Annotated in this window: 12 protein-coding genes; 4 read left to right on the forward strand and 8 right to left on the reverse strand. The window is 42.5% G+C overall.

Annotated elements, in window-relative coordinates; genetic code table 11:
• Nucleotides 1-1,443 carry a glycoside hydrolase family 1 protein gene (locus P0G38_RS13015; RefSeq protein WP_016610579.1) on the reverse strand — a complete coding sequence of 481 codons (1,443 nt, stop codon included), beginning with the start codon at nucleotides 1,441-1,443 and terminating at the stop codon, nucleotides 1-3.
• Nucleotides 1,440-3,311, reverse strand: coding sequence for a beta-glucoside-specific PTS transporter subunit IIABC (locus P0G38_RS13020; protein ID WP_005225328.1), 1,872 nt, complete (start codon nucleotides 3,309-3,311; stop codon nucleotides 1,440-1,442). The genes P0G38_RS13015 and P0G38_RS13020 overlap by 4 nt, the downstream gene beginning before the upstream one ends.
• Before the next feature lie 107 nt (nucleotides 3,312-3,418).
• Between P0G38_RS13020 and P0G38_RS13025 the strand changes: the two genes are divergently transcribed.
• Both P0G38_RS13025 and P0G38_RS13030 read left to right on the forward strand, forming a co-directional pair.
• Entirely contained in the window at nucleotides 3,419-4,228 is an 810-nt protein-coding gene (locus P0G38_RS13025; RefSeq protein ID WP_015509153.1) for a MurR/RpiR family transcriptional regulator, read from the forward strand.
• Between the two features lie 245 nt (nucleotides 4,229-4,473).
• A complete protein-coding gene (locus P0G38_RS13030) occupies nucleotides 4,474-5,058 on the forward strand; it encodes a polymer-forming cytoskeletal protein (protein ID WP_010747631.1) in 585 nt (194 codons plus the stop codon).
• A gap of 193 nt (nucleotides 5,059-5,251) precedes the next feature.
• Here the strand turns inward: P0G38_RS13030 and P0G38_RS13035 are convergent, their stop codons facing one another.
• From P0G38_RS13035 to P0G38_RS13050, 4 genes are all read right to left on the reverse strand, one after another.
• Nucleotides 5,252-6,916 (reverse strand): peptide ABC transporter substrate-binding protein, encoded by a 1,665-nt coding sequence (locus P0G38_RS13035; protein WP_016610573.1) that lies wholly within the window; start codon nucleotides 6,914-6,916, stop codon nucleotides 5,252-5,254.
• 228 nt (nucleotides 6,917-7,144) lie between these two features.
• Nucleotides 7,145-8,092 (reverse strand): hypothetical protein, encoded by a 948-nt coding sequence (locus P0G38_RS13040; RefSeq protein WP_060792887.1) that lies wholly within the window; start codon nucleotides 8,090-8,092, stop codon nucleotides 7,145-7,147.
• A gap of 108 nt (nucleotides 8,093-8,200) precedes the next feature.
• A complete protein-coding gene (locus P0G38_RS13045; protein ID WP_074536560.1) occupies nucleotides 8,201-9,040 on the reverse strand; it encodes a Cof-type HAD-IIB family hydrolase in 840 nt (279 codons plus the stop codon).
• 156 nt (nucleotides 9,041-9,196) lie between these two features.
• Complete coding sequence (locus P0G38_RS13050) at nucleotides 9,197-9,820, reverse strand: N-acetyltransferase (RefSeq protein ID WP_074536533.1); 624 nt, start codon at nucleotides 9,818-9,820, stop codon at nucleotides 9,197-9,199.
• Between the two features lie 73 nt (nucleotides 9,821-9,893).
• Between P0G38_RS13050 and P0G38_RS13055 the strand changes: the two genes are divergently transcribed.
• A complete protein-coding gene (locus P0G38_RS13055) occupies nucleotides 9,894-10,682 on the forward strand; it encodes a MerR family transcriptional regulator (RefSeq protein ID WP_074536534.1) in 789 nt (262 codons plus the stop codon).
• Nucleotides 10,683-10,769: 87 nt separating this feature from the next.
• On the opposite strand, the gene P0G38_RS13060 is transcribed toward P0G38_RS13055, so the two are convergent.
• Nucleotides 10,770-12,542 carry an oleate hydratase gene (locus tag P0G38_RS13060; RefSeq protein ID WP_074536535.1) on the reverse strand — a complete coding sequence of 591 codons (1,773 nt, stop codon included), beginning with the start codon at nucleotides 12,540-12,542 and terminating at the stop codon, nucleotides 10,770-10,772.
• A gap of 244 nt (nucleotides 12,543-12,786) precedes the next feature.
• On the reverse strand, nucleotides 12,787-14,430 hold the full coding sequence (locus P0G38_RS13065; RefSeq protein WP_074536536.1) for a C40 family peptidase: 1,644 nt from the start codon (nucleotides 14,428-14,430) through the stop codon (nucleotides 12,787-12,789).
• A gap of 612 nt (nucleotides 14,431-15,042) precedes the next feature.
• Here P0G38_RS13065 and P0G38_RS13070 point away from each other — a divergent pair.
• Nucleotides 15,043-15,183: a hypothetical protein gene (locus P0G38_RS13070; protein WP_005237363.1), complete on the forward strand. Its 141-nt coding sequence runs from the start codon at nucleotides 15,043-15,045 to the stop codon at nucleotides 15,181-15,183.
• Nucleotides 15,184-15,231 lie beyond the last annotated feature (48 nt).

The raw sequence follows: 15,231 nt of genomic DNA on the forward strand, positions 1-15,231 counted from the left end.
TTACTTGCCGCCTTTCAAAAATGATTCGTACGCCAACGCTTCCCCATTCGTGGCGATCACTTGCTGATAATACGCAAAACTAGCTTTTTTCTTGCGGGAAAGATCTCCGCTACCATCATTTTGCTTATCGACATAGATAAAGCCGTATCGTTTTTCCATCTCTCCTGTCCCCGCAGAAACGATATCGATCGGTCCCCACCATGTATAGCCTAGAATCGTTGCGCCATCTTTGATCGATTCCGCCATTGCTTCTACATGGTCTTTCAAATAGGCCATCCGTTCTTCATCGACGATCGATCCATCTTCATTGACAACATCCTTTAAACCAATTCCATTTTCAACGATAAATAATGGTTTTTGATAACGATCAGTCAATTCGCTGCAAACATAGCGTAATGCCAGCGGATCGATCGGCCATCCCCAAGCAGTTTCTTTTAGGTAAGGATTCTTTTTCCCTAGTAATCCGCCAGTATTGCCTAAAATTTTCATGCCTGCTTCATGCAATGAGCTGCGGTAAAAACTAAAGCCTAAATAATCGCAGGTCCCCGCTTTAATGATCGCTAGATCTTCTTCTGTAATGTCCAGCAACAGATGATTATCCTTCACGATGCGGTCGAAGTATTCCGGATATGCTCCTCGCAATTGCACATCACTATAGAACAAGGAACGACGGCGCAGTTGATACGATTCAAAAACATCTTGCGGGTTGCACGTCGCAGGGTAAATCGGGCTCAGTGACAGCATACAGCCAATCTGATTGTTTTCATCTACTGCCTTCCCATTCAGAACTGCTTTGGCACTTGCAACAAACATATTATGACTTGCTTGATAAAGTGCCTGTAATTTTTCTTCTTCAGTCTCGAAAGAAAACACATCGATACCTGCTGCGAGTAACGGGATCGTATGGGTATGGTTGATTTCATTGAAAGTCATCCAATATTTCACTTTCCCTTTGTAGCGTGCAAAAACCACTTTTGTATACCGATCAAAAAAATCGATCAGTGCACGATTTTGCCAACCACCATATTTCGTCACCAAATGCAGTGGCGTCTCAAAATGAGCTAATGTAACAACTGGTTGGATCCCTTTTTCATTCAAGGCATCAAATAAATCATCATAAAATTGTAAACCTGCTTCATTGGGTTCCGTCTCATCCCCATTCGGAAAAATGCGACTCCAAGCAATTGAGGTACGCAAACACTTCAAGCCCATTTCCGCAAACAGTTCAATGTCTTCTGGGTACCGATGATAAAAGTCGATGGCTTCATGGCTCGGATAAAAGTTATCCTCTTCAAGCTGCAGTGAAACTTGCTCAATACGTTTTTCACCAACTGGTAAAATATCTGCTACACTTAATCCTTTTCCTCCTTCCAAATAAGCTCCTTCGGCTTGATTTGCGGCGATCGCGCCGCCCCATAGGAAATTTTTTGGAAATACACTCATGAAATCGCTCCTTTTAATAAATCATTTGCTACCAAAGCGGTAACGTCTTTTTTCGCTTGATCCACAACTGTCAATGCATCTTCTTTGATCACACTGGTAAAGACCAACATGGTTGTCGGATCATATCCTTTTTCAATAATTTTTGCTAAGTCAAAGGTGCCAATTTTTTGCCCCTTCACGACTTGATCCCCTTGTTTCACCGAAATCTCAAACACGCCTTTTGCTAAATCAACCGTGTCTAAGCCGATATGAACCAACACTTCCGTCCCAGCAGCTGATTGGATTCCAAAAGCATGTCCAGTTGGAAAAACTGTCACAACCGTACCAGTAAGTGGCGCATAAATATCGCCGGCTGATGGATAAACGGCTAATCCATCCCCCATTGCTCGAGAAGAAAATACTTCATCTTTGACATCATCAAGTGTGATCGCTTCACCAGCAACTGGTGTCATCACTTGCAGCCCTGCACCTTCTTCTAAAACAGGTTCTACCGTTTCTTCAAATCCTAATACATAGGTCAAAATAGCAGTACCGAAGAACGCAAAGGCAATGCCGATCAAATAGTACACAAAGGTGTCCCCAAAGAAAGCTGGCAATGTCGTCAATGCTGGGAAAACATAGACGATGGCCTTGGTTTGCATCATTCCCATAAACGCACCAGCAAGGGCACCAACGATGGTTTGAGCAATCAACGGCTTTTTAAATTTTACCGAAAGTCCATAGACGATTGGCTCTGTAATTCCTCCAAGCAATGCTGGAAGCAAAGAAGATAGCGCCAGGCCTTTGGTTTCTTTTCTGCGAGAGCGTAAAAACACACCTAAAGCAACCCCAGCACTCGCAAATGTTGCTGCTGCGATCATCGGGCGCAGCGTATCATAGCCATATACCGCTAGGTTATTGACCATAATCGGTACAACTCCCCAATGGATCCCGATCATTACTAAGAATGTCCAACCGCCACCGATCAACAAGCCAGCCAACAGCCCGCTCTTGTCGCTGATAAAGTTCATGGCATTGCCTAAACCGTCCCCAAGCATTACACCGACCGGTCCAATGATCAAAACGGTCAAAGGCACCATGATCAAAAGAGCTACTAGTGATAGAGCAAAAATCTCGATACTCTTAGGAATGATCCGTTTGAGTAGTCGTTCCAAGTGCGAGTAGATATAGATCGAAACGATCGCTGGAATCACGGTACCCGAATACCCCATCAACACAGCTGGGATGCCAAAGAAATCGACCGTCACACCGTTTTCCGTCACCATTGCTGTAAAATTCGGCTCCAGCAACGCGCCAACGATTGCTAAAGCAATAAACATATTGACTTTGAAAATCCGCGCTGCACTGATCGCTAAAAATAAAGGCAAGAAATAAAAGACACTATTGCCAGCAGCAGCTAATATTTTATAGGTGCTTCCTTCCGCATCCATCAAATGATAGGTTGTAAAAACAACTAGCAAAGCTTTCAACATCCCTGCCCCTGCAAGAGCAACAATGATTGGATTAAAGATCGCAGACAATACATTGAAGAATCGGATAAATACATTGCCTTGTTTTTCTGTTGATTCTTCGGCATCCCCATCACTTTCCAAAGCATTTTGGATCGAATACTTACTCATGATCGTTTGAAAAACATCCGCTACATGATTACCGATCACGACTTGAAACTGGCCATTTCCTTCAATGACAGACAATACCCCATCAAGCTGCTGAATCTTATCCTTATTTTTTCGTGCCAACTCGACATCTTTCAACTTAAAACGCAATCTAGTGATGCAATGATACAGGCTAACGATATTTTGTTCCCCACCGACCTGTGCTATAATTTCACTAGCAAGTTTTGAATAATCTTTTGCCAAATGACTCACTCCCGTGTTTGATTTATAAAGCGCTTTATGGCGTTACTATAGCAGATTTTTTTCTCTCACCTGCGAAAGTTCGCAATTTGGAAACTGCTTACAAGAAAGGAAAGAAAATGGGCCTCTTAATCATTCGTTTATTGAATCTTTTAAATAATGCACCCACTGATTCCACCAACTACTATATCGGTTTGACCATGATCAACCATTATGATCAGATCCAAACTCTAAGCATTGGTGAATTCGCTGCTCTTTGCCATGTGTCAAAGTCAACCGTTTCAAAATTCGCTCGCACCTTGGGCTTTGATGATTATGGCGATCTAAAAGACAACGCTGCCTTTATCGAAAACCGCTTCAACAATCCCCTGAATTATCGTTCGAATATTTTGTCTGCCTTAGAGCAAGAGGGCGTAGACTCCTATTTTGACGCAGTTGTACAAGACATCGATTATCTGCGTCATCATCTTGATCTGCCAGCCATCGAACGGGTCGCAAAAGCCATTGTGACGCATAAAAATGTCTTTGCTTTTGGAATTTTATTCTCAGAATCGGCTGCTATTGATTTCCAGATCAAACTAGCATACAACGGCAAGTTCATTCGGACCTTCCAAGACGATCTTGTACAGGAAGAAATCATCAAGACCGCTGATGAAGAATCGCTGTTTATCATTTTTACCAACTCCGGTGACTACCTAACGAAACAGCAAATTCGAAATGGAACACCACGGAAAGATTTCTTCGATCGAACCAAAGCCAAAGTCATCGTGATCACCGCTAATCCACAGATCTCGGAACTGCCCTTTGTCCAAGAAGCAATCATCTTCCCTCACCAAACCCATTTTCAAACCCATGCTTTTATGTATCAGTTCATCATGGATTTGATCGTATCGAAGTTCAAGCAGTTGACGGATCGAAAGCGCATGTAGTAATGACCCTCCATTATAGAAGAAGGGCATTTCTTCCATAATGGAGGGTTCTTTGTGAATAAGATGTCTCATTCATTCGTAAGCGTCACTCATTTATTCCTAGTTTCTTTGAAATTTTTTTAATCCTAAGCTGCTATTTATTAAAATTCTCCTCATTTATGTTTTTTGTTTCACAAACTTCACCTCGGTATGGTATAATCATTTTGTTTTTAAGAAAACTATGGGAATACAAAGGAGAAGGAAACATGAAAAAAACTAAAATCACTTTAATCGCTGCATCATTGCTTATGGGAGGCACTCTTTTAGCTGCATGTAGTTCAGATAACGATACAGCTGCAAGCTCATCATCATCAACAGCAGCTTCAACTGCTGCATCAACTGAATCATCAGATGACGTTGTTTCAACTGCTTCTATCAGTGACCAAACTTCAGTGATCGAAAAAGCATTGAGCGCAGATGGTAACTGGATCGTTGCTGTAACTGGCGACATGACATTTGATAACGATGTAACCGTTGATGGCGAATTCCACGACAAAGGTGACGACTCTGCTGATATCTACCGTAAATTTGCATTGTACTCACAAGATGAAGACCGCAACGTAACAGCTGAATACACAGTAACTGTTCCTAAATTGATCGTTAACTCAGAAAACTTCAACATCGTTCACGGTGTAATCAAAGGTGACGTTGAAGTGAATGCTAACGGCTTTGTATTGAACGGTGCAAAAGTTGAAGGTAACGTAACATTCACTTCAAAAGAATTCCAAGATTCAGCAACACTTGACGAAGATGGCGCTTCTGTAACAGGTGACGTAACAGTTAGCGAATAATCTTTCACTGGATTTCTGTGAAATAGATGAACAAAAAACGAGGTTGGCAAGTCGATCGTTGATCCCTTGCCAACTTTTTTTGTTTTTTTATAAACAATTGCATCCGCTCTCATTACTAACATTGTGTAAGTAAGAACAAAGCCCAAGAAAAAAACTGGCTTGCTTACGCAAAACCAGTTTCTTCTTTAGGCGCTTATTCTTCAATAACTGCCCACTTGTAGTCATATTGCGCACCAGCACCGTGTGATACGACCCCTTTTACTTTTGGTGCGCGTAAATGAGCTTCAACATTTTGGTACACAGGGATGACCCCTTGTTGATCCATAATGATTTTCTCTGCATCTAACAAATCTTGCCAGCGAGCATCTGGATTGCCAGCGTTTGTCGTGGCAGACGATTTCACTGCTGCATCGTACTCCTCACTTGTCCAACGACCGCGGTTGTAGGAATTGTCGGTAACAAACAAATCAGTAAAGCTACTAGCATCCGCATAGTCAGCTCCCCAACCACCCATGACGACATCAAAGTCACCTGAGTTTGAACGATCTAAACGAACGGAGAAAGGAACAGGACTTAGGCTAACTTTCACCCCATCCAGCGTGTCTTGAATCGCACTTTGAATATACTCAATGGCTTTTTTGGTTGAATCTGTATCAGAAGCCAAAATTTCAAAGCTCAAGGAATCGATTCCCAACGCCTCTTTGGCTTTTTCCCAATGTTCTTTGGCCTTTTCTTGATCGTATTCAATGACACTTTCCGCTTCATCGACAAAATCAGTATTATCAGTTGGGTTAAAGGTCATTCCTTTTGGTATCAATCCTGTGGAAGCCAATGAACCGTCCCCTAAAATCGATGTCACTAATGCATCACGATCGATGGCATAAGAGATTGCTTTACGCAGATCCTCATTGCGGAATGGCGAATCTTCTTCTCGCTGATTCAACTCGATATAGGAAGTACGGGCTAATGGTTCTGAAACAAACGCTTCATCATTGGCCATCTGCTGCGCCAATTCTCCTGTTAAGATGACGTCGTCTGCTTGCCCATCTTGGAATAGATTCAAGGAGGTCGATGATTCTTTTACGACACTAACATTGATGGTATCAAGTTTCACCGTCTCTTTGTCCCAATATTGGTCGTTCTTTTCATATGACCATTCTGTATCGGTTCCTGGCCCATCAAAGCCAGCCAACACAAAGGGTCCATTGTAAACGGCATTGTCGCTTGTTGAAGCATATTGATCGCCGTTGTCTTCTACGACTGCTTGGCTTTGTGGGAAGAAGGATGGAAATGCCAATAAGTATTGGAAGTATGGCGTAGGTGTCGTCAGCGTGATTTCTAATTCATAGTCACTGACTGCTTTGATCCCTAATTCTGAGGCATCTTTTTCACCTGCTGTTATCGCTTCGGCATTGGTTACGGGCGCAAATAAGTACGCATACTCAGAACCTGTTTCCGCACTTACGGTGCGTTGCCAACCAAACACATAATCCGCTGCCGTTACTGGTTCTCCATTTGACCATTTGGCATCTTCTCGTAGTTTCAATTTATAGGTCAGACCATCTTCACTGACTTCCGCTAATTCGGCGGCACCTGCTGGTTCGGGCTTACTATCAGCATCTAAGCGGTACAACCCTTCATACACATTATTTAAAGCACTGAAACTGATCGTATCGGTGGCTAAGGATAGATCGGCACTCGGCATTTCTTGTTGAACCACAACATTAAAAATTTGTTCGGCAGCTGCTGTCCCACTACCACTTGAACTTTCACCTGTACTTGATGTCCCTCCTGTTGAGCAACCTGCTAATACGATTCCACAAACAGCGACGACACCATATCCCCATTTTTTCTTCATCTTACCTACCCCTTATGAAAATCCAAAATTTTCAGAATTATTACAAAACTCTGAATATAAATAAGATTTTAATAAATATTAATTATAAAAGCAAGCTATTTTTCTCATTTTATTATTATTTATTTTTTATGTTAACACTGCATGTTATTATTTATGACACAAAAACAAAAAACACAAAGCGAAAAAGATCTCGCTTTGTGTTTTTTTATCTTTGGATAGAAACGTGGATTACTCCATTTTATAGCTTTGACGCGTCACTTTCCCCTCTCGTACCGTAGCGATAATAGTTGGCACAGCCCCAATCGCCGTAAAGAGATAGACCAGACCTAAGTTCCCGTAATATTGACTCGCTTCCAAATATCCTTCACGAATCAAATCAGGTAAAATACGGAAGGCATAGAAGACATCAACGTCCGTGTAATAATTTGCTACACTGATCGACCAGTCGATACGATTCCCGACATAGACCATGATGATCATGACGATAATACTACTAATAATACCTTTTGTGCTGAGTTTTCCACCTAATAATTCATACCCTTTGATGGCACAGATCGCCATCGCGATCCCAGACAATGCAGCAACATACCCCAGTTGTCCTAATAAAATAATTGCGCCGGCACCAATCAGTGAGCCAAGAAACGCACCCACGGTTCCAGCTAACCAATTTTCTTTTTTCTGCCCTTTTTCCCGTTCTTGCGCAAGGACTGCTTCTTGTTGTTTCTTAAAGCAAGCTTCACAGGCAATGACGGGAGCGCCGCCAATAGCATACAGCGAAACCGGCTCAGTGACCGCGCCGCAGAAGGTACAAGCATTTTGGAAGCCTTTCGTCTTCAAAAAATTCGTCAACTGGTCCAACGCAGTACGTAACTTGTCCACGGTTTTCCCTGCAGTCATCGCTCCGCGTAAAGTATAGGCAACTTGATATCCTTGGATCACACAGTCGATGATCTCTTTTGACTCACTTAAAACTTCTTTGACTTCTTCTTGGTTGGGAAGTTCGCCATCTTTGCTAAGTGAAAAATGAGCCACTAGAGAATAACTATTGTTATTCTCTTGAACTAAAAAAAGTTTATAACTATGATACGTTCCATAAATCACCCCAGTGGAAGTATCAACGGAGAGCCCCAACGGCTCGGCAAATTTGGTCAATGTCTTCTCGATCTTCTTATTCATTTTTCTCCTTCTTTCCAACAAACACTTACCTTTTTAGGTATAGCTAAAAGTTTAAGGAGAGTAGAAATGAAAGTCAATCAATTTGTTCAAAAAACCTAGTTTTTTTATCTATTCTGTGACAAATCGCCGCAACGCATCAGCAACCCCATGGTCTGTATTGCTAGTCGTCACAAAATCAGCTTTTGCTTTGACCAATTCGGGCGCATTCTCCATCGCAACACCAATACCAGCTGAAGCAATCATTGGCAGGTCGTTAAAATTATCGCCAATCGCTAAGGTTTGCGACAGCGGCACTTGAAAATAGGCCGCCAATTCATTTAGCGCCTTATCTTTTCCCACAGCTTGATGAGTGACTTCCAAATAATTCTCTTTGGATAAGTAAAAGGCGCTTTCTAAAAATCCAGCGTTCTGGCAGGCAGCATGAAGCGCTTGGATTTCTGCCGTTGTGCCGATCAAAAGAAACTTATGAACCTCAAAAGCTTCTTGTGCCAACAGTTGTTCTAATGAAGTTTCTACAGGAGTCTCTTTGGTGATCGCCGCTTCTGCTCGTGCCCATTGGTCCACTCTTTCGCAATACCACTGATCACCAGAGTAGACATTGATGGAAACACCAGGAAAATCAGCTTTGATGCGCGCAACCAAAGTTTTTGCTTCTGCTTTTTTGACCTCATGACTGAAAATCGGTACCAGTGTGCCCTTTTGATCGTACCCTCCAATCAGGGCACCGTTGTAACAAGCCAAGGGCCAGTCTTCTATCCCTAATTCTTGAGCTATCGGTAGCATTCCTTTCGGGGAGCGAGCGGAAGCCAAAACAAAAGGAATCGCTTGCTGCTTCAATCGTTTGATTTCTTCAATCAAATCCAGATCGATTTGATGCTTATGATCCAAGATCGTCCCATCAATATCACTTAAAATAAACCCTATCTGCTTTTTTTCCAAATAAACCATCCTTTCCCATTCCCCATCCTTTTTACGAAAGCGGATTGAGCCATCGCTTTCGACCAAAATAAGCGCCGTTTCCATAAAACGAAAACAACTTCCTTGACCTTCTTTGCTTCCAGTTTACCATACTAGCCAATGAAAAAAGAGTGCATCGCTGCACTCTTAGGAAGTATAGATATAAAACTCGATTTCCTTCTTAATCGGTTTTTTGATCCAGCGTTTCACAGCAGCTGCCCGCTTCAAGCCCATATGCTCATAAAAACCGAAATTACAGGTGGTATCGGTATAAAGGAAAAACGGAGCCGTTTTTTCCTGCTGGACCATCGCTAAAAAGGAAGTGAAGAGCTGCTTGCCTACACCCAATCCTTGTGTTTTGGGACTAACGGCAAACAAACCCACTTCGGTCTGAAAAGGAGTTTGTAAATCTTTCAACATCGCTTGATTTAACTCAGCCACCTCCTTGGCATAATGCAGCAGCGTGTTTCTCCCTTCTTTCGTAAGCAGTAAGCAGCCAGCATGCCAAATCGTTTTCCCACAATAGCGCGCTGGATGAAGCTTCTTCCCGCTTTTACTGTCTGCTAACAAGATGCCGACAGCTTCACCATTTAAAAGAGCCACCCGCGAATAGGTCGCACGAGCAAGTTCATAACACAAAAAGACATGAGCAAAGTGTTTGGCGGTCTTCTTGTCAAATTGCTTGTCGTAGTTCCAGCTATCAATAATTACTTGCACAAGCGCAGGCAGATCTTCTCGTTTAAATGGTCGATATGTTACTTGTTTATTCATTCTATCTTCCTCCCAGTAGTTGACTATCTTTAATATAAAGTTTACAGTAACTGTAAAGTCAAGGAGGAGCCCCATGAAAACCAAATTAAAAGTATCGGAAATGGCACGCTTAGCGCGGATCAATCCTCGGACACTCCACTATTATGACGAGATTGGGCTATTTCAACCAAACAGTAAAGACGAGAACGGGTATCGGTATTATTCCCTTGATCAACTTTTGGATCTCGGATTGATCCTGTCATTGAAAGAATTATCGATGCCCTTAAAAGAGATCCAAACAGCGCTGCAGGGGGATGCCGAGACCATGAGAAACTTATTGGAAGCCAAGCGGCAAACCATCGATGAAAAAATTCAGCAGTTGACCAACATCAAAAAAATCATCGAACGAAAAGCGGCGGATTTGCGCCTGGCTGCAGAAAAAACTTCCCCCTTCACCTTGAAGGAACAGCCAGAGGAATATTTCTCCCTCAGTCCTAGATTAAACGGCAGCTCCATCCCAGAGATGATCACCCAAGCCTACGATCTTTTGATGGCACAGCCTTATCTTTTCTCGAATAACGAGTACGGTTTTATGATTCGGACGAACAAAGACAATACGCAGGACATCGACTACGTTTATGTGCGGCAAGAAGAACCACAACGAGCTTCCTTTGTGAAACCGGCAGGTTGCTATTTAACCACCATTTATCAGGGGGATGACGAAGGATTGAAGCAGTTCTATCAAAAACTCAAGCAGCTGATTGCAGCGCACCAATGGCAAATCGATGACTACTTCTATGAACGATCGATTCACGAAACGACCCTTAGCAACGAGCAAGCTTATTTGACAGAGATCCAAGTTCGGATTTTATCTGAGGAATAAGGATTCCTTCAAACAGCGTTGGACACATAAATAAAAGACGCAACGACAACGAGCAGTTTCTATCGCCTCGTTGTCGTTGCGTTTGATTTAAATCAAATGGTTTTCTTTCAACAGATCGCCAATGTAGGTATGTTCGGTTTTCTTAACGAAGCCTTCCAATAGTTTCCGTTCGATAAATGGCAGCTCCATTTCCGTAATTTTTTTCTTATCGGTCAGATAATAGACAGCTTTGGCCAAAGTACGTAGATCATAAGCGGAAGCAAACACTTCTGGTACCCCACGTTCCACAGCTAATAGCTGATAAACAGCCTCCATTGCAGTCCGAACGGAATATTCTGTTGTAAAAACAGTGTCTCGTTCAGTCTCTGCGAAATTACCGATAAAAGCTAAGTTTTTGGAGCCATTTGGAATAACCAATGGCCGATCCCCTGGTTCACGCAGCATGAAGTAAGAAGTGATAAACGGCATGTAGACTGGAACTGCCACACTTGATTCTTTTGAAATGCGTTGGATTTCTGCTTCTGGCACGCCTAAATGGTAAAGCAGTTCTTGCACGATTTCTTGTCCAGAACATTGTTCAATTGGTTTTTTGATGTAGTTTCCTGGTGTATTTGACAACAAGCCATACACCCATGTGATCGTTTGTTGGTCTTTTTGTTCTTTAAAGTGCGGTTGGCGATGGGTCGCAAAGCTCATCATCCAATTGGAATCTTTGATGGTGATGATCCCGCCAGTGACGATTCTGCCTGTTCGTAACTTGCGATGGGTCAATTTTTCTAAATAAGGTTCCACATCAAAATTCTGCCAAGTCACGGTTGCCGAAACAAACCAGCTTTCTTCAGGTAAGTTTTCATAAAAGACTTCTGGATGACCAAACTCAGGCGATTGCGCCGCCAAGTTTTTCCATAAACGCCAACTGCCACCAGGTGCTTTTGAGATAGGCGCTGGAGTATAATGGTCCCCTTGCGTGGAACTTTCAGTGATCGATCCGTTGGTAACAAAGACCAAGTCATCTTCTGATAAAGGAATTTCTTCGATTGCCCCCGCTTTTTCTAGCACAAGTTTTTGAGCAACTTTTTCCTCGCCCACGATCCGAACATCAATATTGCTGACGGTGCATTCATATTGGAAGTCAACTCCTTGTTCTTCCAAATAAGCAAGTAGTGGTTTGACCAATGACTCATATTGGTTGTAACGGGTAAATTTTAACGCAGTAAAATCAGGCAAGCCATCGATATGGTGCACAAAACGCAACACATAGCGGCGCATTTCAATCGCCGAATGCCATTTTTCAAAGGCGAACATCGTACACCAGTATAGCCAAAAATTGGATTCAAAGAATTCATCGCCAAAAACATCTTCGATTTTTTTCCCGATCAATTGATCTTCTGAAGTCATAAATAATTGGGTTAATTCTTTTTGTGCTGTCGCAGACAAGGTAAATTCTCCATCATCTGCTGCTCGTTGGCCGCGATTGTGAATGATCCGACAGTTAGACGAATTTGGATCATCGTGGTCCAACCAGTAAAACTCATCTAACACCGAAGCATCTTCCACCTCCAAAGATGGAATCGAGCGAAATAGATCCCACAGACATTCAAAATGATTTTCCATTTCTCGACCGCCGCGGGTCACAAATCCATCATGGGGAATGAATTTTCCGTCCAATGAACCGCCTGATAAAGAAAGTTCTTCAAGGACGTGGATTTTCTCACCCGCCATATGGCCGTCACGGATCAAGAAGACTGCCGCAGCAAGTCCTGCTAATCCCCCACCAACAATATAGGCTTCTTTCTTTTCGACATCTTTCGGTTTTCTGCTTCTTGCAAAAGCTTCGTAATTTCCGTTCGTATATCTCATGTAGATCCCTCCTAATATTGGTACGTTTTTATGGTATCAGTAACTATTTTTTTTGACAAAAATTTGTACTAGTAAAAACAAGTGATTTTGACAAATCGGCCTTTTTGTCAAAAAAACAGGGCAAAGCCCCACCTTTTAAAAAGATCTGCGCCCAACCCAAAAAGCGCCCCTAAGAAAACTGATGGCAGCTTTCTTAGGGGCGTTTCTAACAAAGGACAAACCCTTTGCCTTTTCAATAAAATATTTATTTCACGCGTAGAGCGAAGCTAGCAGTCGAAAAGCCTGATTGTGCTTCGGTGACTGTATAACCCGTGCTTGGCGCATGGATATAGCTTGTATTACTGGTAGCGATCGCTACGTGGTAGGTATTCCCTTTTTGACCCCAGAACAGCAAGTCGCCAGCTTGTGCTTGCGAGACAGGAATGATCGTCCCTGCGCTTTCTTGTGGGACTGTCCAATCACCGATGTTTTTGCCCGTCACTTTTAAGAAGACGTAGCGTGTAAACCCAGAACAGTCGAAGACATCTGGTCCTTTGCCTCCCCATTGATAAGGAGTGCCGATATGTTTTCTAGCTTCTGCAACGATCGCTGCTCCGTTCACGCTCATTGGAACATTGGTATTGCCTGCGTTGTTATTGTTGCCAGGAGTCGTCGCACTGACTTCTTTGACATATGCTGCAGATACCCAGCCACCAGTTGATAACTTATACCAAGTGGTATTGCCATTGACTGACGCGCCTTGTTTTTGAGCCACTGCTTTGAAGGTCGCATTACTGCCCAAACTGCTGACCACACTTGCAGAAGTCGATGCATTTGAGCGCACATTCATCCCAGTGGTTGTTTGGAACGTCTTATTGATGGCTTGCTCACTCGCATTGCTTGAGCCGTTTGATGAACCAGTGTTGCTTGAACCTGTGTTTGAATTATTGTTATTACTTGTATTTCCAGAACTAGACGTGACGTCACGCACATATGCCGCTGTGATCCAGCCACCAGTCGATACTTTGTACCATACATTGGTGCCGCCAACGGATGTGCCATTTTTCTGGGCAACGACCTTCACCGTCGTGCTGCTGCTTAGGCTGCCAACGACACTGCCGCTTGTTGAGGCACTCGAACGAACATTCAATGCCGCTGTTGTTTTCACGTTCTTGCTGATAGCCGTCTCTGCAGAAACACTTGTGTTGCCGCCAGAAGAACTATTGCCTGTCGAGCTACTGGAAACATCTTTGACATAGGCTGCCGTGATCCAACCGCCTGTGGACAATTTGTACCAAGTGGTCGTGCCATTCACCGATGTTCCACTCTTTTGTGCAACGACTTGTACTGTCGCATTACTGCTCAAACCGCGTACGACACTAGAACTGGTCGTTGCATTTGAACGGACGTTCAATGCAGTAGTCGTTTTCACTGATTTCGAAATCGTTTTTTCCGATGAAGAAGACGACGAATTGGACGAGCCTGTATTGGCAGAAGAAGAGCCTGAGGTGCTTTTCACATAAGCCCCTGAGATCCATCCGCCTGTTGATAGCTTATACCATGTTGTATTGCCATTCACTGAGGTACCGTTCTTTTGAGCCACCGCAGTGATTGTTGTATTTGCTCCTACACCACTTACGATAGAGGCACTCGTTGAAGCATTTGAACGAACATTCAGTGAAGCTGTTGTTTTAAATTGTCGATTGATCGCCGTTTCAGCTGACGATCTGGCAAGAGTAGCAGTTGTGTTGGTTGATGACGAAGCGTTCGTCGTTTCGGTCGCATGAGCAAGAGACGTAAAGACACCTGAAGTCGATGCTAACGCTGCTGTGATACCCAATCCTTTTTGTACGAAAAGGGACCGTTTTTGTTTCACTAAACGCTTACGTTTGATTTTCCGAGATTCCAATAAAACACCCCCTGTACCCCATTTTAACAAAAATTAATATTTTTTGATATTGTTTTCGTTTTGTATTTTTTTAATTTACGTTTAATAAAACGTGTCATTTATTTTCCTGCGTTATTCTTTTTGATCACTTTCTCTTTGGTGTTGCTCAATGGCACTCTATTTACAAAGATTTCTATAAACTACAGAAAAACACTATTTCATTCAACGTTATTTTAATTCGCGAATAAAAACAGGATTTTTTTTGCAAACAAACCCACTTTTTGAAAAACAAGACTGTTATTTGAATAACATTTCTTTCCTGATCCCCTTTTTCAAAAATCGATACTAAAACCACCCATTTATCATTCCTTTTTTACACGAGGGATTCTGTGAAAAAATTGTTTCAAAAAGAACGCTGCTTTCACCTGTGTGATCGACGCTTAGATGAAATCCTGTTACATCGCTTCCAACCGGATGCGAATTTCTTGATAGAGAAGTCCCTCATCTCTGCCAAAAGAAATATTTTCACAATGTATTTTACAAGAAAGATTATAACACCAAGGAGAAAACCAAGAATTTGCATAAGTTTGTGAAATCATGCTATACTTAAAAAAAAGGAAGAGGTGACCGAGTATGAAAACAAAAACGAAAGAAAAAGTGTATGCTGAACGACAACATAACTATAAAACGAAAAAAGAAGAGATTTTCAAAAAAGCCCTAGATTCCGTACCGACCACAGACAAGAAAAAAGAAGAACAGAAAAAGAAAGCGTAGACTCCTGCGTTTTCTTTTTCTGGTGATTTATAAAAAAGACGAGACTTC

Source organism: Enterococcus casseliflavus (assembly GCF_029215545.1).
Lineage (GTDB): Bacteria > Bacillota > Bacilli > Lactobacillales > Enterococcaceae > Enterococcus_D > Enterococcus_D casseliflavus.

Coding starts and splice junctions, on each gene's coding strand:
- P0G38_RS13015 (WP_016610579.1), bottom strand. CDS start 1,443: ATGAGTGTATTTCCAAAAAATTTCCTATGGGGCGGCGCGATCGCCGCA.
- P0G38_RS13025 (WP_015509153.1), top strand. CDS start 3,419: ATGGGCCTCTTAATCATTCGTTTATTGAATCTTTTAAATAATGCACCC.
- P0G38_RS13030 (WP_010747631.1), top strand. CDS start 4,474: ATGAAAAAAACTAAAATCACTTTAATCGCTGCATCATTGCTTATGGGA.
- P0G38_RS13035 (WP_016610573.1), bottom strand. CDS start 6,916: ATGAAGAAAAAATGGGGATATGGTGTCGTCGCTGTTTGTGGAATCGTA.
- P0G38_RS13040 (WP_060792887.1), bottom strand. CDS start 8,092: ATGAATAAGAAGATCGAGAAGACATTGACCAAATTTGCCGAGCCGTTG.
- P0G38_RS13045 (WP_074536560.1), bottom strand. CDS start 9,040: ATGGTTTATTTGGAAAAAAAGCAGATAGGGTTTATTTTAAGTGATATT.
- P0G38_RS13050 (WP_074536533.1), bottom strand. CDS start 9,820: ATGAATAAACAAGTAACATATCGACCATTTAAACGAGAAGATCTGCCT.
- P0G38_RS13055 (WP_074536534.1), top strand. CDS start 9,894: ATGAAAACCAAATTAAAAGTATCGGAAATGGCACGCTTAGCGCGGATC.
- P0G38_RS13060 (WP_074536535.1), bottom strand. CDS start 12,542: ATGAGATATACGAACGGAAATTACGAAGCTTTTGCAAGAAGCAGAAAA.
- P0G38_RS13070 (WP_005237363.1), top strand. CDS start 15,043: ATGAAAACAAAAACGAAAGAAAAAGTGTATGCTGAACGACAACATAAC.